Source organism: Mucilaginibacter pedocola (genome assembly GCF_002013915.1).
GTDB classification, from domain to species: Bacteria; Bacteroidota; Bacteroidia; order Sphingobacteriales; family Sphingobacteriaceae; genus Mucilaginibacter; species Mucilaginibacter pedocola.
Genome location: NZ_MBTF01000006.1, coordinates 1 through 20,599, shown reverse-complemented (window position 1 = coordinate 20,599; position 20,599 = coordinate 1). Strand labels below are relative to the sequence as shown.

General features: G+C 46.2%; 19 protein-coding genes. 15 read left to right on the top strand and 4 right to left on the bottom strand.

What is annotated here, in order from left to right; translation table 11 throughout:
* Positions 1 to 37 precede the first annotated feature (37 nt).
* Both BC343_RS09100 and BC343_RS09095 read left to right on the top strand, forming a co-directional pair.
* A complete protein-coding gene (locus BC343_RS09100) occupies positions 38 to 1,075 on the top strand; it encodes an SDR family oxidoreductase (protein WP_078347467.1) in 1,038 nt (345 codons plus the stop codon).
* Positions 1,072 to 1,848, top strand: coding sequence for a helix-turn-helix domain-containing protein (locus BC343_RS09095; RefSeq protein ID WP_078347466.1), 777 nt, complete (start codon positions 1,072 to 1,074; stop codon positions 1,846 to 1,848). The genes BC343_RS09100 and BC343_RS09095 overlap by 4 nt, the downstream gene beginning before the upstream one ends.
* Here BC343_RS09095 and BC343_RS09090 read toward each other — a convergent pair whose 3' ends face one another.
* Positions 1,849 to 2,370, bottom strand: a complete 522-nt coding sequence (locus BC343_RS09090) for a GNAT family N-acetyltransferase (protein ID WP_162276844.1) — start codon at positions 2,368 to 2,370, stop codon at positions 1,849 to 1,851. It lies immediately after the preceding gene.
* A gap of 76 nt (positions 2,371 to 2,446) precedes the next feature.
* Here BC343_RS09090 and BC343_RS09085 point away from each other — a divergent pair, with 76 nt between their 5' ends.
* Together BC343_RS09085 and BC343_RS09080 are read left to right on the top strand one after the other, a co-directional pair.
* Entirely contained in the window at positions 2,447 to 4,819 is a 2,373-nt protein-coding gene (locus BC343_RS09085; RefSeq protein WP_078347464.1) for a S9 family peptidase, read from the top strand.
* Positions 4,820 to 4,974: 155 nt separating this feature from the next.
* Positions 4,975 to 5,769 carry a hypothetical protein gene (locus tag BC343_RS09080; RefSeq protein WP_078347463.1) on the top strand — a complete coding sequence of 265 codons (795 nt, stop codon included), beginning with the start codon at positions 4,975 to 4,977 and terminating at the stop codon, positions 5,767 to 5,769.
* Here BC343_RS09080 and BC343_RS09075 read toward each other — a convergent pair whose 3' ends face one another.
* The gene (locus BC343_RS09075; RefSeq protein ID WP_078347462.1) at positions 5,770 to 7,347 is read right to left on the bottom strand and encodes a glycoside hydrolase family 10 protein; all 1,578 of its coding nucleotides are present in this window, start codon (positions 7,345 to 7,347) and stop codon (positions 5,770 to 5,772) included.
* Positions 7,348 to 7,601: 254 nt separating this feature from the next.
* On the opposite strand from BC343_RS09075, the gene BC343_RS09070 reads away from it, so the two are divergent.
* On the top strand, positions 7,602 to 8,513 hold the full coding sequence (locus tag BC343_RS09070) for a hypothetical protein (RefSeq protein ID WP_078347461.1): 912 nt from the start codon (positions 7,602 to 7,604) through the stop codon (positions 8,511 to 8,513).
* Positions 8,514 to 8,646: 133 nt separating this feature from the next.
* On the opposite strand, the gene BC343_RS09065 is transcribed toward BC343_RS09070, so the two are convergent.
* Positions 8,647 to 10,866 (bottom strand): S9 family peptidase, encoded by a 2,220-nt coding sequence (locus BC343_RS09065; RefSeq protein ID WP_078347460.1) that lies wholly within the window; start codon positions 10,864 to 10,866, stop codon positions 8,647 to 8,649.
* A gap of 109 nt (positions 10,867 to 10,975) precedes the next feature.
* On the opposite strand from BC343_RS09065, the gene BC343_RS09060 reads away from it, so the two are divergent.
* The 10 genes from BC343_RS09060 (at position 10,976) to porN (ending at position 19,173) form a co-directional block, all read left to right on the top strand.
* Complete coding sequence (locus BC343_RS09060; protein ID WP_078347459.1) at positions 10,976 to 12,505, top strand: serine hydrolase; 1,530 nt, start codon at positions 10,976 to 10,978, stop codon at positions 12,503 to 12,505.
* A gap of 57 nt (positions 12,506 to 12,562) precedes the next feature.
* Positions 12,563 to 12,982 (top strand): VOC family protein, encoded by a 420-nt coding sequence (locus tag BC343_RS09055; RefSeq protein ID WP_078347458.1) that lies wholly within the window; start codon positions 12,563 to 12,565, stop codon positions 12,980 to 12,982.
* A 3-nt stretch (positions 12,983 to 12,985) separates the two neighbouring features.
* A complete protein-coding gene (locus BC343_RS09050) occupies positions 12,986 to 13,360 on the top strand; it encodes a VOC family protein (protein ID WP_078347457.1) in 375 nt (124 codons plus the stop codon).
* Positions 13,361 to 13,444: 84 nt separating this feature from the next.
* A complete protein-coding gene (locus tag BC343_RS09045) occupies positions 13,445 to 14,323 on the top strand; it encodes a hypothetical protein (RefSeq protein WP_078347456.1) in 879 nt (292 codons plus the stop codon).
* A 261-nt stretch (positions 14,324 to 14,584) separates the two neighbouring features.
* Complete coding sequence (locus BC343_RS09040; protein WP_078347455.1) at positions 14,585 to 15,295, top strand: hypothetical protein; 711 nt, start codon at positions 14,585 to 14,587, stop codon at positions 15,293 to 15,295.
* 105 nt (positions 15,296 to 15,400) lie between these two features.
* Complete coding sequence (gene trmD, locus BC343_RS09035; RefSeq protein ID WP_078347454.1) at positions 15,401 to 16,075, top strand: tRNA (guanosine(37)-N1)-methyltransferase TrmD; 675 nt, start codon at positions 15,401 to 15,403, stop codon at positions 16,073 to 16,075.
* Between the two features lie 147 nt (positions 16,076 to 16,222).
* Complete coding sequence (locus BC343_RS09030) at positions 16,223 to 16,786, top strand: RNA polymerase sigma factor (protein WP_162276843.1); 564 nt, start codon at positions 16,223 to 16,225, stop codon at positions 16,784 to 16,786.
* A 42-nt stretch (positions 16,787 to 16,828) separates the two neighbouring features.
* Positions 16,829 to 17,320, top strand: a complete 492-nt coding sequence (locus BC343_RS09025) for a hypothetical protein (RefSeq protein ID WP_078347452.1) — start codon at positions 16,829 to 16,831, stop codon at positions 17,318 to 17,320.
* Positions 17,321 to 17,529: 209 nt separating this feature from the next.
* Positions 17,530 to 17,877, top strand: coding sequence for a 50S ribosomal protein L19 (rplS, locus tag BC343_RS09020; protein ID WP_078347451.1), 348 nt, complete (start codon positions 17,530 to 17,532; stop codon positions 17,875 to 17,877).
* Between the two features lie 72 nt (positions 17,878 to 17,949).
* On the top strand, positions 17,950 to 19,173 hold the full coding sequence (gene porN, locus BC343_RS09015) for a type IX secretion system ring subunit PorN/GldN (RefSeq protein WP_238381733.1): 1,224 nt from the start codon (positions 17,950 to 17,952) through the stop codon (positions 19,171 to 19,173).
* 147 nt (positions 19,174 to 19,320) lie between these two features.
* Here the strand turns inward: porN and BC343_RS09010 are convergent, their stop codons facing one another.
* Positions 19,321 to 20,355, bottom strand: a complete 1,035-nt coding sequence (locus tag BC343_RS09010; protein ID WP_078346504.1) for an IS110 family RNA-guided transposase — start codon at positions 20,353 to 20,355, stop codon at positions 19,321 to 19,323.
* Positions 20,356 to 20,599 lie beyond the last annotated feature (244 nt).

Here is a 20,599-nt window from a genome sequence, read left to right as displayed (position 1 = left end):
CGACCTTTGTGGTATTAATAAATTTGATACTACAATTATGGAAAATACAGAAACCGTATTGGTTACCGGCGGCACCGGTTTTGTGGGCATGCATATTATTTTGCAATTGCTGCAACAAGGCTACCCTGTGCGTACCACCGTGCGCAGTTTAAACAGTAAAACAAAACTCATAGATACACTAAAAGCGCAGGGCATCACCAATATAAATGCATTAGCCTTTGCCGAAGCCGAGCTGACCAACGACGCCGGTTGGGCCGAAGCCATGAAAGGCTGCAAGTATGTATTGAGTGTAGCCTCGCCTGTCTTCTTCCATCAGCCCAAAAACGAAGAGGAAGCCATTCGCCCGGCACTTGAGGGGACACGCCGCGTACTGAAATTTGCTAAGCAAGCCAGTGTGAAACGCGTGGTTATGACATCAAATTTTGGTGCGGTTGGTTTTAGCCAAACCGATAAAAACAGGCTCACCACCGAAGAGGACTGGACCGACACTAACCTGCGCGGGCTATCGGTCTACGAAAAATCCAAAACGCTTGCCGAGCGGGCGGCCTGGGAATTTATAAAACGCGAAGGCGCAGGGTTGGAGTTTGCTACCATAAACCCTGTAGCTATTTTAGGCCCATCGCTCAACGGGCATGTTTCGGGCAGCTTCCATATCATCAGCAATATGTTCGATGGCAGCATGAAGGCCATCCCGGATATCCCTCTGAATATTGTTGACGTACGCGATGTGGCCGAGTTGCATATCCGTGCCATGATAACCCCGGCGGCAAATGGCCAACGCTTTATTGCCACCGCCGACGGGCAAATCAGTATGCCGGAGATAGCCACTTTTACAAAAGCTAACCGCCCCGCCATTGCCGGCAAAATACCAAACAAGGTAATTCCCGCCTGGGTTATTAAATTAGCATCACTGTTTAACGCCCGGGCAAGCGAAGGTGCGGTGTTCATCCGCATGAACAGGAATGTGAGTAATGCAAAGGCCAAAAACATTTTGGGCTGGCAACCGCGGGCAACGCTGGAGGAAGCTATTTTAGCGGCGGTGGACAGCATGGCCCAATACGGAATTATTAAATGAGAGCGATAGCAAAAGAAACACAGGCCAACATCCTGCGCGAGCAGTTCATTCCCGACCACGTGTTCGTATACATCAGGCAGGGCGGGGTAAGCTTTTTTGATGGCCGCAATACCCGGGTTTTGTCTGCAGGCGATAGCTGCATAGTGCGTAAAAATAGCCTCGCTAAATTTGCTGTAGCAGATAGCGCGGAAGGTTTCGACCCGGTGTTATTTTGCTTTGATGAACCTTTCCTACGCTCTTTTCAAACTAAATATAAGCCGGTTGTTACGAGGGCTAAAACCGAGGGCGCTTTCGTTGCGATAGAAGGCAGCGAATTATTGCAAAACTTTATGGCATCTATAAAGCCATACCAAACAGAAGTGATGCAATTAGATGAGGCTTTTGAAGATCTGAAGTATGAAGAATTGCTCATCATCCTGCTGAAAACCAACCCCTATATCGGTGGGCTTTTATTCGATTTTGCCCCGCCCGAAAAGATAAACCTCGAGGCTTTCATGAACCGGCACTTTAACTTTAATGTGAGCATGAGCCGCTTTGCCTATCTAACAGGGCGCAGCCTCTCAGCATTCAAGCGCGATTTCCAGGAAATATTCAACGATTCGCCGGGCCGTTGGCTAACCAGGAAACGTTTACAGGAAGCTTACTTTAATATAAATACCGAAGGCAAGAACCCGAGTAATATTTACCTTCAATTAGGCTTCGAAAGTTTATCGCATTTTTCAGTAGCCTTTAAAAAGATGTTCGGGCATGCGCCTACAGCAAAGCAGCAATAGTTATTTGGGCGGGTAAGCCATATAAATATGCTCATCAATAACCTGCCCCAGTTTGTACACTCCGGCTTTCAGTATGCCTTGCTTCACAAACCCGGCCTTCTCTAACACCCTCATTGATGCCGGGTTATAACTGAATACACCCGCCTGCAGGCAAATAATATCAAAATTGGTAAAGGCGTAGTCTTTAGCAAGTATCGCGGCTTCCGACATGATGCCGCGGCCCCAGTAAGGTTCGCCCAGCCAGTAGCCGAACAAGGGCGACTTTGCAAATACATCCTCTCGGAAATTGATGCCGATAGTTCCGGCCAGTTCGCCGTCTATATCTATCACCAACGATATTGCAGGTGTTTTGCCAAGGTGTAACCCGATAAAAAATTCTGCGTCGGCTAAGGAGTATGGCGAAGGAAAGCGGTCGTACAGGTTGGCGGCGATTTTGGGGTTATCAGCAAGGCGCTGCAGGGTAACTGCATCGGTTTCGCGCCAGTGGCGCAGGGTAAAATTGCTGCCTTTGATATCTTCCATTGTAACAATACGTGTGCTAAAATTAGTAATATTACTTAAACTGCTAAATTGCGGCGCTTTATCCACTGATCTCATCATGAAGAAATTTTTTACCCCCATACTTTTATTGGCATCTGCTGCTGCATCGGCACAAACCCTTGGTCCGCTCACGGTAGAAAAAATAATGCGCGACCCCAAATGGATGGGTACATCGCCATCAGATATCCGCTGGAGCGACGACAGCAAGAAGATATATTTCGATTGGAACCCAAAAGCAGCAGAGCGCAGCCCCTTGTTCTCCATTACCCCAACCAATATTAAACCACAGGAAGTTGGTGTGGAAGAAGAGCGCAGCATGCCACCCGAAAGCGGCAGCTGGAATAAAAAGCATACGCTAAAAACATTTGAGAAGAATGGTGATATCTACCTGTCGGATGTGCGAACAGGCAAAGTGACTCAGCTAACAAGCACTACGGAACGCGAGGCTATCCCCGTTTTTACTGCTGACGAAAGTGCCGTACTCTTTTCAAAAGAGAATAACTTATATAAGCTTACCCTGGCAAAAGGCGAATTGGTGCAGCTAACCAATTTTGTAAAAACTGCAAGCAACGCCGCTAAAAAAAGTACCGATAACCAGCAAACAACTTACCTGAAGAAACAGCAACTGGAGTTGTTCGATATTATTAAAGTGGAGGATAAAAACCGCAAGCTGGACAGTGCAGAGCGCGCGGAAATGGCTTTGCCGAAATTAAAGGAGATAGCTTTTGGCGATAAGCGTGTAAGCGGTGTACAGCTAAGCCCCGACGGACGCTATGTTACTTACCGGTTGATACAAGCCGCCGAAGGCGCGCGCAGTGGTATAGTGCCTAATTATGTAACCGGCTCGGGCTTTACCGAAGATATACCGAACCGCACCAAGGTTGGGGCGCCGCAATCATCGTCGGTAAGTTATGTGTACGATAAGAAAAGGGATAGTGTGTATGCCATTTCCACTAAAGAAATTCCGGGTATAAAAGACCTGCCCGATTACCTGAAAGATTACCCCAAACTACTGGAAGACCGCAAAAAGGCAAATGCCGACCGCAAGGTGGATATAGGCTCCGTTATATGGAGCGAGGACGGCAAAACCGCGGTAGTGGTGGTAGAATCGCAGGATAATAAAGACCGCTGGATAATGAAACTGGATGCCTTTTCGGGCAAGCTATCGCTGCTGGATCGTCAACGCGACGAGGCCTGGATAGGCGGCCCGGGTACCGGCGGTTTCTTTGCCAATGGCACTTTAGGTTTTATTGATAACCAGCACTTCTATTACCAAAGCGAAGCCAGCAGCTACTCGCATTTGTATGTGGTGGATGTAATAAGCGGCGATAAAAAACAGCTTACCTCGGGCAAATGGGAGGTGCAAACCTTGCGCTTATCTAATGATAAAAAGACGTTCTACTTTACGGCTAATATCGAGCATCCGGGTATTACGCATTTTTACAAAATACCCGTAACTGGCGGCGCGCCGGTTAAGCTAACTTCGATGAAGGGGGGCAACGAGGTAGATCTGTCGCCCGATGAAAAATGGCTGGCCATTCGTTATTCATACTCCAATAAACCTTGGGAACTGTACGTACAAGCCAACAAACCGGGTGCGAAAGCTGTGCCGGTTACTAAGTCGACCACTGCCGAGTTTGAGTCCTACGCATGGAAAGAACCGGAAGTGATCAGCTTTAAAAACCGCTACGGAAGCGATGTTTATGCCCGCGTATATCAGCCCAAGAACCCCGACCCGGCCAGGCCCGCGGTGGTATTTGTGCATGGGGCAGGGTACCTGCAAAACGTGCACTACTGGTGGAGCAGCTACTTCCGCGAATACATGTTCAACAATATGCTGGCGGATAATGGCTACACGGTAATGGATATCGATTACACCGCCAGTTCGGGTTACGGGCGCGACATGCGCACAGGCATTTACCGCCACATGGGTGGTAAGGACTTAACCGACCAGTCCGACGGTGTGAAATACCTGGTCGAAAAGTACGGCGTGAACCCCAAACATGTGGGTTTATACGGCGGATCGTACGGTGGTTTTATAACGCTGATGGCGCTGTTTACCCAGCCCGATGTTTTTGCCGCCGGCGGCGCTATCCGCTCGGTAACAGACTGGGCACATTATAACCACGGCTATACCTCCAATATCCTGAATGAACCATTTGAAGATGATAAGGCATACCGCCAAAGTTCGCCCATTTACTTTGCCGACGGGCTAAAAGGACGCCTGCTGATGCTGCACGGCATGGTAGACCAAAATGTGAATTACCAGGACATTGTGCGCCTCAGCCAAAAACTGATAGAACTGCATAAAGAAAACTGGGAGCTGGCATCGTACCCGGTAGAAGACCATGGTTTTGTTCAACCCAGCAGCTGGACGGATGAGTATAAGCGTATTTACAAATTATTTGAAGAAACGTTGAAAGGGAAGTAAATCGTAAACCGATGGTGGGGTGAGATATGTCGTAAGCCCAAAACAACATCACCTAAAAACGCCTTTTAAAGAGGAATACCTCAAATTATTGAATAACTAGGAGGTTGATTATGATGAACGATACATTTTTCACGGACTATTAGATTAACCTGCAAATGAACTCAACTCTCCACATCCTGAATGGCGATGCCACCCTGCCCGGTTTTACCGATGCCGGGCTTGATGGCGATATAATGATATGGCGCGAAGTATTATCAGAAGGCCCGCTTAAGCAAAACATTGCTTCAGCAGAATTTTGGCAATTACGCTCGGGTTGGATAAGCCGCACCTATGGCGAAACACCCGACGGCTATCACCACAACATGATAGTCCCGCTGGAAAAGTTGAGCGAACCTTACGAAGAAATAAACCTGTGGTTCGAGTTCGATCTGCATTGCCAGGTGAATTTGCTTGGCGCCATGATGCTGCTAAACCAGCAAACCAATTTATCTGCCCCCCAAGTATATTTGATAAGCCCCGCTGAGTATCCTGATAAGCCTGATTTTATGGGCATGGGCGAATTGAACGGCGAAGAAATGGACTACCTGTTCGATAATATCAGAGTTCACCTGAGCGAATACGATTTTGTGTTGGCTGCCGAAGCATGGCAATTATATGTGGAAGGCGACGCGGCAAAACTAAAAACATGGCTTGCCGAAACAACCTTTTGGGGCAATATGCATAACCTGAAACCCGCCTTGGAAGCTCATGTAAAACGCCTTGAAGTGGATAGCGATGGGCTCAATTATATCCACCAAATCTTGCTGCACATTTACCAAAGCGGCAACCATACCAAAAGCACCATATATCCTCAATTTTGGAAAACCGAAAAAATATACGGCATGGGCGATAGCCAGTTGGATGGCTACCTGCAAACGCTAACCGAAAGAAACCTGGTAAAATTACAATAACTACAAGGCAGGCAAGCTTACGGCTACCGTTGGCGTTCGTTCACTTTCGTTCTTCATCCTATCCAGCGCGGTAACTACGTAAAAGTAGGTTTTGCCGGGTTGTACGTTGGTATCCACATAAACCGGTTCGGTATTGTACTGTATATGCAGAATGTTTTCCGGGTCACCCAGGTCAAAGGCTTGCCCTTCGGTAAAGCGGTAAACTACGTAGCCGTAAACGGGTTCGCTATCTGCCGCAGGCAAAGGCATCGACCATTTTAGCACAATGTTTTTCCTTTCGGCACGGGCAATAAAGTTTTGCGGCGCATTAGGCGGTACCGAATCGCGCCAGAGCATCGGCGGCGGCAATGCCGGGAACTGATAAAAATCCTGCTTCAGCGTATCTGCCAAATGGTTGGCATTAGCCACCAGTGTTTGCGAGCGGAAATAAATACCACCCTGCACCCGCGGGTTATCGCGCATCAGCCTTAATTGATTAGGGATTTCGGATGGGTTTTTAAAAGCAGGGCTTCGCGCCTCGTAAAAGCGGTAAGGTGCAAGTCCAACATAAAGGTGGCGGTTGTAGGTGTTATTACTCCACCAATCCAACAGGGTATCAAAGGCCGCGGCGCGGTTACCAATTTGCCAATAAATCTGCGGCGAAATATAATCTATCCAGCCTTCCTTCATCCATTTGCGGGTGTCGGCAAAGTTCTCGATGTATGATGAACCACCGTGCGTATTGCTACCATCGGGGTGCTGGCTTTTGTTGGCCCATATACCAAACGGGCTAATGCCGAATTTCATAGTTGGCTTATACTTATGAATGCTATCCGCCAGCATGTGTATCAGCTTATCCACGTTATCGCGTCGCCAGTCTTTTACGTTGCTGAAACCTGCGCCGTATTCGGCAAAAGCGTCGGCATCGTTTATCACTTGCCCTCTTACCGGGTAAGGGTAAAAGTAGTCATCCATATGTATGCCATCTACGTCGTAGTTCTTCACTACGTCAAGCACTACCTGCACAATATACTCGCGCACCTCGGGTATACCCGGGTTAAAAAGCTTTATACCTTCATAAATAAAAAACCATTCGGGCTTTGTGCGGGTTATATGGTCGGCCGATAGCAGGTTGAACTTGCCATCGAAGGTTGCGCGGTAAGGGTTGAACCAGGCGTGGAGTTCCATATTGCGCTTGTGGGCCTCGTCAATAGCAAATTCCAGCGGGTCGTAATCGGGCGCATCGCCTTGTTTGCCGGTAAGGTATTTTGACCATGGTTCGCGGCTCTTGGCGTAAAAGGCATCAGCGGCAGGGCGCACCTGGAACATAATGGCATTTATACCCGTTTGCTGGTGCGAATTAAGCTGGTTCAGCAGATCGCGTTTTTGCAATTCGGCGGTAGCGCGGGCGTTTTGCGGCCAATCGAGGTTGCTTACGGTGGCTATCCAAACCGCGCGAAATTCGCGTTTGGGTTGTATCAGTACGCTATCCTCTTCGGCAACAGTTTGCGCGATAGCTTCAGTAACGGTTTGCGCAATAGTTACAGTGGTTGCAATGGCCGAAAGTACAGTGGCAAACAGATATTTATATAAACGCATTAAGCAGTAGTATTAATTAAAAGGTGCAAAGATATAAACTCGATAGCAAGCAGATTTATTATAACATATAATAATTGTAAGCATTTTGTGTTTTAACCATATTGTTAATTTGTTAACGCAGCGGTTAATTTTACGTGGTTAAACCGATTTTTGTACCGTAGTATTAAAAAAAGTACTACTTTTATTTAACAACCATGAAAAAACCCCGGATTTTATAGCTGTTTAAACCCGGCAAACTTTAATTAGAAAACACGATGGAAAACCAATACGGACAACAGCCGCCTAAGAAAAATTCGAACGTTATTTATTTTTTAATTGCGGTAGTGGTGGCTCTGTTAGGCACCGATGTATACCTGTACATGCAGAAAAATAAATCGGACACGAAGATAGTTTACCAAAACGACGAGAAAACCCGCCTGCAAACCGAACTGGATAGCCTGGAAGCACAGATAGAGCAGGTAAACATGGGCCGTGCAAAAATGACCACCGAGATGCAGGCCAAAAACGATTCGTTGCGCGCAAAAATTAAAGAACTGAGGCGCGAACTGGCCAAGGGCAAACTAACCAAAGCCGAACTATCGCACGCGCAGGAAGACATTAAGCAACTCCGTTATTTTGTAACCAAGTACACCGCCGATATTGAGGAACTGAAGAAGGAAAACACCAACCTTACCGTTGAACGGGATACGCTAAAAACCAATTTGGCCACAGTAAGTACCAAGGCTGCGGACTTAGAAAAGAAAACCGTTGAACTGGATGCCAAGGTGAAAGAAGCATCCGCCTTGAAGGTTGGCTCCGCCGATGTAGTGGCTTACAAAATTAAAAACAGCGGAAAAGAGGTTGAAGAGAAGAAAGCCAAAAACACCCAGAAAATAAAAGTAAACTTTACTGTAGCGGGCAACACTGTAGCCGAAAAAGGGCTGCACGATATTTACGTACGTGTAATAGACCCAACCGGCAACCTGATAACCCCGGCAGATAGTGGCACGTTCAGCGCCGATGCGCAAGACCTGCAATACACTTACAAAACCGCTATCGATTTTAAAGATGATGGCAGCGGTTACACCATCGACTGGCAGTATTCGCCTTTCCAAAAAGGCACTTATACAGTTATTTTATATGCTGATGGCTTTACCATGGGTAAAAGCTCATTCACACTGAAATAAAAAACGACCGACTTAAATATAAAAACGCCCGGGGCATTGTTGCCTCGGGCGTTTTCTATTTAATATAGAACACTGAATGATGAATTTCGAATAATGAAGTAAGAGACTTCAACATTGGATATTCAAACGCTTGTTAACGCGCTCCGGGAGGGCAGTTGGCCCTGAGGTAATTGGTATACATAGTGCGCAGGTGCTGCGTAGTACCCGGCCCTTCAGATATACCGTGGGTACGGTTAGGGTACAGCATCAGCTGGAACTGTTTGTTGTTTTTCACCAGTTCGTTTATCAATTGCTCGGCGTTATTGTAATGCACGTTATCGTCGCCGGTGCCATGTATGTACAGCAGGTTGCCTTTCAGGTTTTTGGCGTAGGTAATAGGCGAGCCTTTAATATAGGCCGCTTTACCCGCATCATCCACCGTCACACCGGCATAACGTTCCTGGTAAATATTATCGTAGGTGAATTGGTTGCCTACTGCAGCTACGGCAATACCTGTTTTAAATATATCGCCATATTGGAACATCAGGTTAAGGGTTGATGAACCGCCGCCGCTCCAGCCCCAAACAGCCACGCGCGATGTATCGAGGTAGCTGCGTTCTTTCAGCAATTGCTTAGTGCCCAAAGCCAGATCGCGGATGTTAAGGGTACCAATGCCTTTGTAGATAGATTTACGCCACTCGCGCCCTTTGGGTACAGGGGTACCACGGTTATCTATCGACATGTAGATGTAGCCATCGGCTGCCATATCACCTGCGTATAAAGAGTTATAGGTAGCGCCAAACACATCCCTCACATTCTGTCCCCATGGTTCTCCGTATACATATAATACAACCGGGTATTTTTTTGATGGGTCGAAGTTGTTGGGTTTCTGCATCCAGCCGTCCATCTCTACGCCTTCTTCTGTTTTCACTTTAAAGAACTCTACATTAGATTTTGCTTTAGCATCTGCCGAAGCTGCAATGGCCTTGGCTGCCTGCTCTTCGCCGCTAAAGGTTTTGTGCTGCGGTAACGATACCACCTCGCTTGCACCCTGCGAGTAATAATTGGTGAAGCTATGCGTAGCCGCTTTACCATTTGGCGATACATCGTAATTATGTGTGCCGGGTTGGTTCATTGGGGTCAGGCGTTCAGCTTTACCACTGCCATCCAATTTGGTACGGTACAGGTATTTCTGTGTAGCATTATCCGGCGAAGCCGAAAAGTATACATAACCCGATTTCTCGTCAACAGCGTTTATCTGCATTACATCGTAGTTGCCTTTGGTAATCAGCGTTTGCTTTTTGCCGTCGCGGCTTATGCGGTACAGGTGGCGCCAGCCGTCTTTCTCGCTCACCCACAGAAAATCCGCACCGTTTTTAAACCAATCCCAGCCACCATAATAATAAGTGCCTTCCCACTCAGGCAAAATATCTATCCAGGCTGCATCGCTTTCCTGGTAAATGGTTTTGCCCTTGCCGCTCGCAGAGTTTATCAACATTACTTCGGTGTGGTTTTGCGCACGGTTCATGTGCTCAATAATAAGCTCGGTGCTGTTGGCTGCCCACTCCATACGCGGCACATATGATTGCAGCACCGCATCGGTTGGTATATCCATCCATTTTGTACTGCCACCCGCAACGCTTACTACACCAATTTTAAATGGCGACGGCGCTTCGCCGGCAACAGGGTATTCTACCGGTATTATATAAGGGTATATCGAGTCCGTTGTGTTCAGCATCAAATAGTTTTTGGTATTGCTGGCATCTATTTGCCAATAGGCTATCTGCTTGCTATCAGGGCTCCAACGGAAACCATCGCGGCAGAAAAACTCTTCCTCGTAAACCCAATCAAAAGTACCGTTGATTATCTTATCTGTACCATTGCTGGTTAACTGCGCAATGTTGCCATCGGCAAGGGTTTCTACATAAATGTTGTGGCCGCTTACGTAGGCAACTTTAGTACCATCGGGCGAGAATTTGCCGAACATCAGTGACGATGCCGGGAACTTCGCACCAATTTTAGTTAGTTTCTTGGCGGTAAGGTCGTAAACCCAATAGTCGCCGCGGGTAGGGTAGCGCCATACACGTTTGGCATTGGTATACACCAGTACCTTTTGGCCATCGGCCGATAAGTAGAAGTTGCGCGGCGTAATAGCCTTTCCGCCTTGCGGCGTTAGCATTTCTTTGCTCAATAATACAGTTTTTTTGGCGGCATCGCGGGCATCAAGCATTACTACTTCGCCACTTTGGGCTTTGTAGTATTGGTAGCCATCGGCAGCCCAATGGCTTGATGGTATTTGTGCCAATGCGCCTTGCCCGGCCATCAGCAATAACGAAAGTGCGAGAGCGGGGGCTCTCCAACTAAATTTTTTCATAGTCAATAGTTTATGAATGCGGGGCGGCGATAATTTAGCAATTGTACCGGCCCTGATAAATTTTGCGTTAAATTAGCATTTTAATGCCTTTAAATTAAAACCACGCCGAATGAAAAAAATATACCTGCTTTGCGCAAGCCTTTTAGCCTTTGTTACCACCCAAGCCCAAAATGCCGACCGCAGCAAATTCATCCGCGATAGCCTCGATAGCTATATAAACCGCGCGCTTACCAACTGGCGCATACCCGGCGCGGCCGTTTGTATTGTGAAAGATGGGCGTATTGTTTTAATGAAAGGCTACGGTGTAAAAGAGCTGGGGATGATGAACAAGGTAGATCAAAATACCCTGTTCATGATAGGCAGTAATACCAAGGCCTTTACCGCTACCGCACTGGCCATGCTGCAGGCCGATAAAAAACTTTCGCTGGATGAGAAAGTAACTAAATACATCCCCGAATTTAAGCTGGAGAACAAAGCCGCTACCGAACTGGCTATAGTGAAAGATTTGTTGAGTCACCGCCTGGGCTTTGAGACTTTCGAGGGCGATTTTACTTTTTACAACACCAATCTAAGCCGTAGCGAAGTAATAAGCCGCTTGGGTAAAATGAAATTGGTGTATCCTTTTCGAACTACATGGGGCTATACCAACGCAGCCTTCTTAACCGCCGGCGAAATTATCCCCCGTGTAGCAGGCAAGCCATGGGAAGCCTATATGAAAGAAAATATTTTTGCGCCACTGGGTATGGGGAATACGCTGGCACTAAGCGCGGATATGCCAAAAGCCTTTAACCGTAGCGTACCGCACACTTTGGTTGATAACCGCCTAACGGCCATACCTTATGCACAATTAGACGGCATGGCACCTGCCGGCGCCATCAGCTCGTCGGTAAATGATATGAGCAAGTGGGTATTGGCCTTATTAGACAACGGCAAGGTGGGCAACAAACAAGTAATTCCCGCAGCCGCTATAGCAGCAACCCGAGAGCCCCAGGATATTATGGGCAGCGAAAAACACCTTAACGGCGAAACCAACTATGTGCTTTATGGCCTGGGCTGGATGATACAGGACTACAGCAACCACCGTATTATAATGCACGATGGCGGGGTGAACGGCTTTGTAACCTCAGTGACCTTAGTTCCGCAGGATAAACTGGGCATAATTGTGCTTACCAATACCGATAAGAACGGCTTTTACGATGCACTGCGCTGGGATATAATGGATGCTTACTTTAAGCAGAAATTCCATAATTATAACGGCGCATACCTTGCCGAGTATAAAGCCGATGCCGCCCGCGAACTACAGGCCGATAAGCGCCTGCGCGATACCGTTGCTACTATGCCCAAACCGCAAAAATCTCTGGGCGATTATACCGGCAAATACAACAACGAGTTTTACGGCAATATGGAAATAGTTCGCGGCGAGGACAATATACTGGAGATGCGTTTTGAGCATCACCCTAAAATGTACGCCAAATTACAGGCACTGGGCGGCAACCGCTTCTACGTAACCTTTAGCGACCCAACATTAGGCAAAGCCGTTTTCCCGTTTTTTGTTACCAATAATAAAGTATCCGGCGTACGTGTAAAAGTGGCCGACTTTGTGGAATACGGCCCTTACGATTTTAAGAAGATTGATTAAGGCAGAAGCTGTTTACAAATACCTATATTAGCATAACCAATTAATAATTAAACGGCTATGAACGTGCAGGTATTTAAACAGGGCACCCCGCCCAAAAGCGGCTTTGCGCCCATGTTGTATATCCCCAACGGGACTACAGACGTAAGCTTTTATGAAAAAGCCTTTGGCGCGGTTGAGTTACGCAGGTTTGGCAATGATGATGACAGCATACATGTATCAGAATTTATGCTGGGCGAAGCCTACTTTCACCTGCACGAATTAACCCCAAATTCTACCGCGCGCGACCCTGAAGCAACAGGAGGGCATACCACCGTAGAGATAGGCTTATTTGTTGATGATGTACATGCGGTGGTGGCGCAGGCAATAGCTGCGGGGGCAACATTATCGTCACCCGTGCAGGATTACGATTATGGTTACCGCCAGGGAAATATTGTAGACCCTTTTGGGCATATATGGCAAATACAACAAGCAATATAACCTATGGCAAGTAACGAACCTATCTTCGGGCATGGCAAAATATGCTATGTAGAAATACCCGCACTGGATATTGATGCCGCCGTAGCTTTCTACCAAAAAGTTTTTGGCTGGGAAATACGCAGCGATAACCAGGGCAACGCCAACTTTGATGATGGCACCGGCGGCGTTAGCGGCATGTGGTTTAAGGTTGATGAACCGGTAACTACATCGGGCATGCGGGTATCCATCATGGTAGATGACGCACAAAAAACACTGGAAGAAATTGTTGCGGCAGGCGGCACGATAGTAGATCCGTTCGATCCGGATTCAGGCATCCCCATAGCCCGCTTTGCCGACCCAAGCGGCAATGTATGGACGATATACCAGCATGGCGGATAACGTTGCATGAAGCCCGCTAAATTTTTCATCTGCACATCCGCACATTTGCATATCTGCACATCCTAAATCCCTATCTTTAGGGCAATGTTACTACCTCGCATTTGCAAACTCATAGGCCGTATATTACTGTTCCCTGTGTCGTTTGTGTGCTTTTGCGTGCAATTCGGCCATTTTGTAATTCCTTTTTTAGATTTCCACAAGCAGGCAGGCGAGGCGGGCATATTCCTGAGCCGTACCTACGATTTTTCTGACGAGGCGAGCGTTACATTGCTGGTTGCTGTTTTGGTTTTGATAGCCTTTAGTAAGCGGAAAAACGAAACGGCTTTAACAACCACTGCAAGGCTGCATGCCTTTTATTGGGCGGCCGTTATCACCTGGTTATCCACAGGCTTATATTTTATTATTATCAATTTTTTTGAACTGATAGATGCCCCTTCTCGTTGGCTCGATTTCTTTTTCCAGATCAGCAACCTGTTTGTGGCCTACAATGTGTTCATACCTATAATTATCTTTTTCCCCATATTTGGCTACTTCAGGCGGAGGGCGCTAAAGGGCTTGCCGCTAAAACAGCTTTACCTATTGCCTTATCCTTATTTAAACCTTGCGGGGAAATACGCCACCATTATATTCATGGGCATTGGTATGGTTACCGGGCTTTTCTTCGCATCAAATAACAACTACCATGTGCTGCTCACATTTTTCCCATTGGCTATTGCTTTATGGCTTTGCAGCAAAGAACCGAACGAAACTCCGGAGTTATTCAAACTGCGGTTACAGGCAGCACAGTTAAGTTTATTTATACATTATATAGCTTTTGTACTTGTATATTGGTTGGTTTACGGCTGGGACTATGCCGATGCACTGGGCAGCAGCGTGGTAGCCAGCCAGCTGATATTTTTGGTAGTGTTTTATTGGATGCGGTATAAGGCTACAAATGGCGTTCCGCAAACGGATACCGTTTAGGCCTTATTTTTTGGCCTACGAATAATTTAATGTTTAAGGCTTGCGTTATGCCTTTGTAAAAGAAAGCTTTACGGCTCGCTATTTTTATATTAACCAAACCTAAGCTGAACCATGTTATTGCCTCGATATTTTAAATTTATTGGATGGGTGCTATTACCCGCTGGAATAATATTATCTGTATTAGTTCAGTTTGCCGAATACGTAATTCCGTGGTTAAATTACGGAGGGCGCACCCAGAGCATAAAACCATTTGCAAATCAAATGAGCAACCTAACCGACGAGACAGGCGCTACCGCGATGGTGTTGGGCGCAATACTTATCGGGTTCTCAAGGCTAAAAAACGAGAATAACCTTACCCACCAACTACGTTTACACAGTTTGTATTGGTCTGTAATTGTAGTATGCACTATTACAGCGGGGTGTATGTGTTTATTAGCCATCGTATCAGCAATGCCCGAAAGCATAAAACAGCTTTTACCAGACAGCGTGTTTTTCTTTCTTTTCGAATTGAATTTCGCCACGTTATTGTTTGTGTTTGTTATCCGCTTCTACTATGTGTTATCGAATAAAACCAATTCCGTTAAATTAAACTTATTACCATACAAGCCGTACAATATTATTGCCAAAACCGGGATTCTTTTGTTTGCTATATTCATTTCGGTGGCCATAATATTTGATATTCCCTACAGTTCTTTCTCCGATAATTTTATCGCCTTGCTTCCTTTCGTAGTTTTACTAATTGCGTCCAAAGAAAAAGAAGAACCTAACGATAGTACCCGGCTAACAGCCATGACTTTTGGTGTATTTATTAACGCGGTATTAGTACTAACATTTACCTGGGTATTATATGGCTTGCAGTATTGGGATGCATTGGTATACCTGATGGTATCATTGCAGACAGTATTCTTCATTATATATTATGCGATGAGGTTTTTCCGGAGCAAGGCCCCAATTCAAACTACCCTTGCTTGACCCTCGTAGAACGTTTTCTTATGAAAATAACATGGAGAAACGGACATCATCTGCGCACCTGAAATCTACATATTTGCACATCCGCCAATTCCGTATCTTTGCGCCATGCGTTTCGATATCATTTCTGTATTGCCCGGCTTGCTGGAAAGCCCTTTTGCCCACTCTATTTTACTGCGTGCCCAAAAAAAGGGTGTGGCCGAAATTGTGGTGCATAACCTGCGCGACTACGCCCCCGGCAAACAAAAAAGTGTTGACGATTACCCATATGGTGGCGGCAGCGGCATGGTAATGGCTATACCACCCTTTGCGGCCTGCATAGAAAAGCTAAAGAGCGAACGCGAGTACGACGAGATCATCTTCATGTCCCCCGATGGCGAAACACTTAACCAAAAAATAGCCAACCAGCTATCTATCAAAGGCAATATCATTATCCTTTGCGGGCATTATAAAGGCATCGACCAGCGCATACGCGATATTTTTGTTACCCGCGAGATCTCTATCGGCGATTATGTACTCTCGGGCGGCGAATTGCCTGCTGCCGTTTTAGTAGATGCCGTTGTTAGGTTGATACCGGGCGTATTAAATGATGAGACATCTGCATTATCAGATTCTTTCCAAAACGACCTGCTGGATGCACCGGTTTACACTCGCCCTGCAGATTGGAATGGCCACAAAGTACCCGACATTCTGCTAAGCGGCGATACGCCCAAAGTAGAACAATGGCGCTTTGAGCAAGCCATAGAGCGTACCAAACAGCGCCGGCCTGATTTGTTGGAGTAGCGGTTGGTGAATGGTTGAATGAGTGAATGGAGAGTGGTTCTTTTCGTAAAGCCTAAATAAGCAACTCAACCACTCACCACTTAACCTATTCAACCATTCACTGCAACTGCGCTGCAACCAAAACTGCTTTTTGTATTATACCCTATAGTGGATACCAAACAGCAACAACTACTTTTACAACGATGCCGGGAAAACCCCGAAGCATTTGGTGAAGTGTTTGATGCCTGGTATGCCCCTATATTCGGTTACATATACCGCCGCACTGCCGACTACGACCTGAGTAGCGACATAGCCGCCGAAACCTTCCTGAAAGCCTACCTCAACATTGGCAATTTTAAATGGCGGGGTGTTAGCCTATCGGCATGGTTGTACCGCATTGCCACCAACGAGCTTAACCAATATTACCGCAAGCAAAAGTACCAACCCGAATCGTTGCAGCAACTGTTGGAGGAGCCCGGCATGGAAAAGCTGCTGCGCCAACGCGCGGACGACGAACGCGAGATCATCCAAAAAGAATTGCTGCATTTGGAAACCTATAATAAGGTTCGCCAAAACCTGCTTAAGCTTGATGTAAAATACCAGGAAGTAATTGCCCTGCGCTATTTTGAACAAAAAACCAATACCGAAATAAGCCAGATACTGGATAAAAACGAAGGTACCGTAAAGTCGCTCCTCTCGCGCGGGCTGGAAAAATTACGAATGATGCATTAATACTGCAACCAATTAACATTCAGGCATTATAGAGATATAACAATGAAAGATAAAAACGAATTTTTAAAAGAAATGGAAAACCTGCAAGTACCCGCTGCCGATCCGTCGGCGCAGCACCAAAAAATTATCAAGATGGCTATTTTGAACGCCAGCCGTTCGGCAAAAGTTGGCGTATGGCTTGTTGCCCTGCCCTGCTTTTTTCTGTTGAGTGTGTTTGTTTATTACTATTCGCATGCCAACAGTAACTGGTTCGAGGCTATGTTCAATACCATCATCAGCCTCGATAGCAGCCCGGTGGTTGATTTCTTGGCGCCGATAGTGCTCTTCATTCTGCCAATAATTTGCATTATCATCAACCTGCTGGCCATTACCCATGTGCAAACCCAAAAGGCAGGCGAGGGTTACAAGTACCGCGAGTTTAGCTTTACCATCCGCATCCGTTGGTGGAACATCGCACTTATTGCGCTTAGTGTGGCCATTATTGCTGCTTTTATTATCTTCGCCATGACGGAGAATATATCTGTTAGAAGTTAATTGGTGAGTAGTGAGTGGTTGATTCAGTTAATAGTTAACGCCTCAAAACCACTCTCTGAATCAACTCAATGAACCAAAAACCGCTGCCACATTGTGCATAAAATACAAAATGTGGAAATTTTTAAAACATACTTTTTTATTTCAAATAATTTCCCTATTATTGCACTCCGATTTTTACGGGTTAAAAGTCGCTTTAAAGGCTAAAAATCATGGATTTAGTAAAATTTGTAGAAGAGCAATCAGTAGTTAAGAATCAATTCCCCGCTTTTAAAGCCGGTGACACTGTTAGCGTGTATTATAAAATTAAAGAGGGTGCAAAAGAACGTATACAGCTTTACCAAGGTGTTGTTTTACAACGCAACAGTGTTGGTAACACCGAAACTTTTACCGTACGTAAAGTATCAAACGGTATTGGTGTAGAGCGTATTTTCCCATACAACTCTCCAAACATTGATAAAATTGAAGTAAACAGCGTTGGTAAAGTTCGCCGCGCTAAACTTTACTACCTGCGTGCCCTTACCGGTAAAGCAGCCCGTATCAAGTCAAAACGCGTTTAATTTACATAATTGTATATTAAGGCCTTTCTGCATATTGCAGAGAGGCTTTTTTTGTTGCAAATTGGCCTGCAAATGAAATACCTGTTTTTTGTAGCCGCTTTCCTGTTTACGCATATATCTTTCGGGCAAAACCTTACCGGTAAATGGCTCGGCGAGTTGCCCCAAAACAACCGTGATGTAAAGTTTAAACTGGAGATTGACCTGGTACAAACCGGTAAAACGCTCACCGGTACATCCACCTTCAGCACCATTGATAACCATAAAGTTGTTTTTGCGTTAACCGGCAGCATTGATGGTAAAACCGTTACGCTTGAAGAAAACAAAGGTATCAGCTGCGATTGCGAGGCGGGTAAATATGAGTTTTGCCTCAAAAAAATGAAGGGGACCTTCATGGTCGACTCGCTAAACACGCTTTTTGTTATCGATGGCACCTGGACCAGCGAACGCTCTTATAACGGCAAAGAATACCTCACCAGTGTTTGCACGCCCGGGCAGTTTACTATTGTGAAGCCCGCGTTCCTACGCCCGATGGATGGGTACTATCGTAAAAATAACATTACCAATTCTACCAAAACCACGCCTTATGCCAGCGCCCGCGAAGCCGATGTAATATTTGCCAAACGCGTTTGGCGCGAAATTGATGTGCGCGAAAAGATGAACCAATACCTGGCATCGCCAAAAAGGAGGCTGATGGATGTGTTATTGGCTGCCGTTGAAGCGCGTGACATTATTGCCTACGACCCTACACCCAGCAAAGACGACCCTAATGGCGATGGGTTTACCAAACGATTAACCGTTGAACAAGCGCTTAGCCGCCTTGCCGATAGCACGGTGGTAGACATCTTCGATAAAAAAACGGGCGAGAAAAAAGGCTCCAAAGTAGTTGCCGGCGATTTTAACCCCGACAATGTATTGAAGTTTAGGATAAAAGAAGATTGGCTGTACGATAAACAACGTGGCATTTTCGAACCACGTATAGTAGGCCTTGCTCCGCTGATACAGGTTAAAGCAGCAGGTATCAGCAATACCGAATTTCAGCCCGCCTTTTGGATTTACTTCCCCGAAGCACGCAGCATTTTAGCCACACGCGAAGCCATGAACCGCAGCAACGATGCCACCGCGCTGAGCTTTGATGATGTGTTTATGAAGCGCATCTTCACCAGCTACATTATCAAACAAAGCAACGACCGCGACGAACGCATCCGCGATTACGCCAAAGGTATTGATAAACTCTACGAAGCTGAACGCCAAAAAGCAAACCTCCGCGGCTGGGAACTAGGCTTGTGGCAGTATTAAGCCGCCCGCTTCGTTTAACTGTCCAACTCATTTAACCGCAAAGATTCTGTGTTGATTACCAAATGATTTTTTACTTTTGTTGTCTAAGGCGGCTTTATGCCAGCCTGTTTAGGGTGGTTGGCTTTAGCTTTAACCACCCTAACTATTTTATGAGGTTGCTTCCTCGCTTTGTACTTGCAGGTAGCGGCTGTCGTACCTCTCGCCTGTTTTCCAAAGGGTGTAAACCAGTTCTAATAACTTCCTCTGCACCGCTACCGCCGCTTTCATTTTAATTCCATGTTTAGATACTAACCTCACAAACACTGCTTTGAAATGCTTGTCGCTACGTATAGCGGCTAATGCAGGCATATACATTGCCTTCCGTAAATAACGGTTCCCTCGTTTGGATATACGAGGCTTACTTTTTACCGAAGTGCCCGAGTCTTTAACTTTTACATCCAACCCGCTATACCCTACCAGTTGCCTTTTATTGCGGATCAGGTTGAAGCCATTCGTTTCTGCAAGGATGGTAACTGCCGTAAGCCACCCTACGCCGGGGATAGATGTAATAGTACGTACTCTTTTAGTCAATTCGGCATCTTGCTTTATCAGGGCATCGATCTCTTCTTTAACTTCTTTTTCCTGGCTGTTGAACAGCCCGATACGATCTTTGAGCCTGGCTACGCTCCTTTCGTTAGGGTATGCTTCTGCCTGCTCGGCGTGCAGCTGGTTCTTAGCCACCGTACGTTCTGCTATCAATTGCCCCCTTTCCCGGGTTAACTGCCTTAATGTTTTGAACCCCTTCTCCGGTTGCTGCCAGTCCTCCAGTTTTGTACCAAGCCCGAAATCGCAAATGCCTCTTGAAGCAGTTTTATCAGTAATGGTTTTGATATCCAGCGACCTTATATGGTTGCTGATCTTATTGGGTAGTACTATGCTAACCTCGTAACCGTTGTCGGACAGGTAGTACGCCAGCTTCTCATGGTAAACGCCGGTGGCTTCCATCACATACCTTACGCTGGTAGTGTTTACGCTATGCTTGCTTACCCAAACCAGCATAGCCTTAAAGCCCGATTCTTTATTGGCGAACGATTTACAAGCGTAAATATCCTTCTCAAGGGAGCTGCCTATCCTGCCTAACGATACTACTAATTCCTTTTGTGCCACATCAATGCCGGCAACTTGCTTTAAAACACTTGTCATCACCTGTTAATATCTATTTTAATAAGTGAATAACCCATCTTCGTTTTGTCTCCTGGTTGGATATCCAAGCTATACCGCTATGCAGTATGCCTTACATTCTGTTCAAACTCCAATGGGCAAAAGAGCATGAGGCCGTATCTTTGCGAGAACATACTTCATGAGTTGTTTGAGCACAAATCGGCTCTCATACTCCTTCACTCAATACAAAATTATTAGCTATATTAATTGGTAACAAACATAGGAG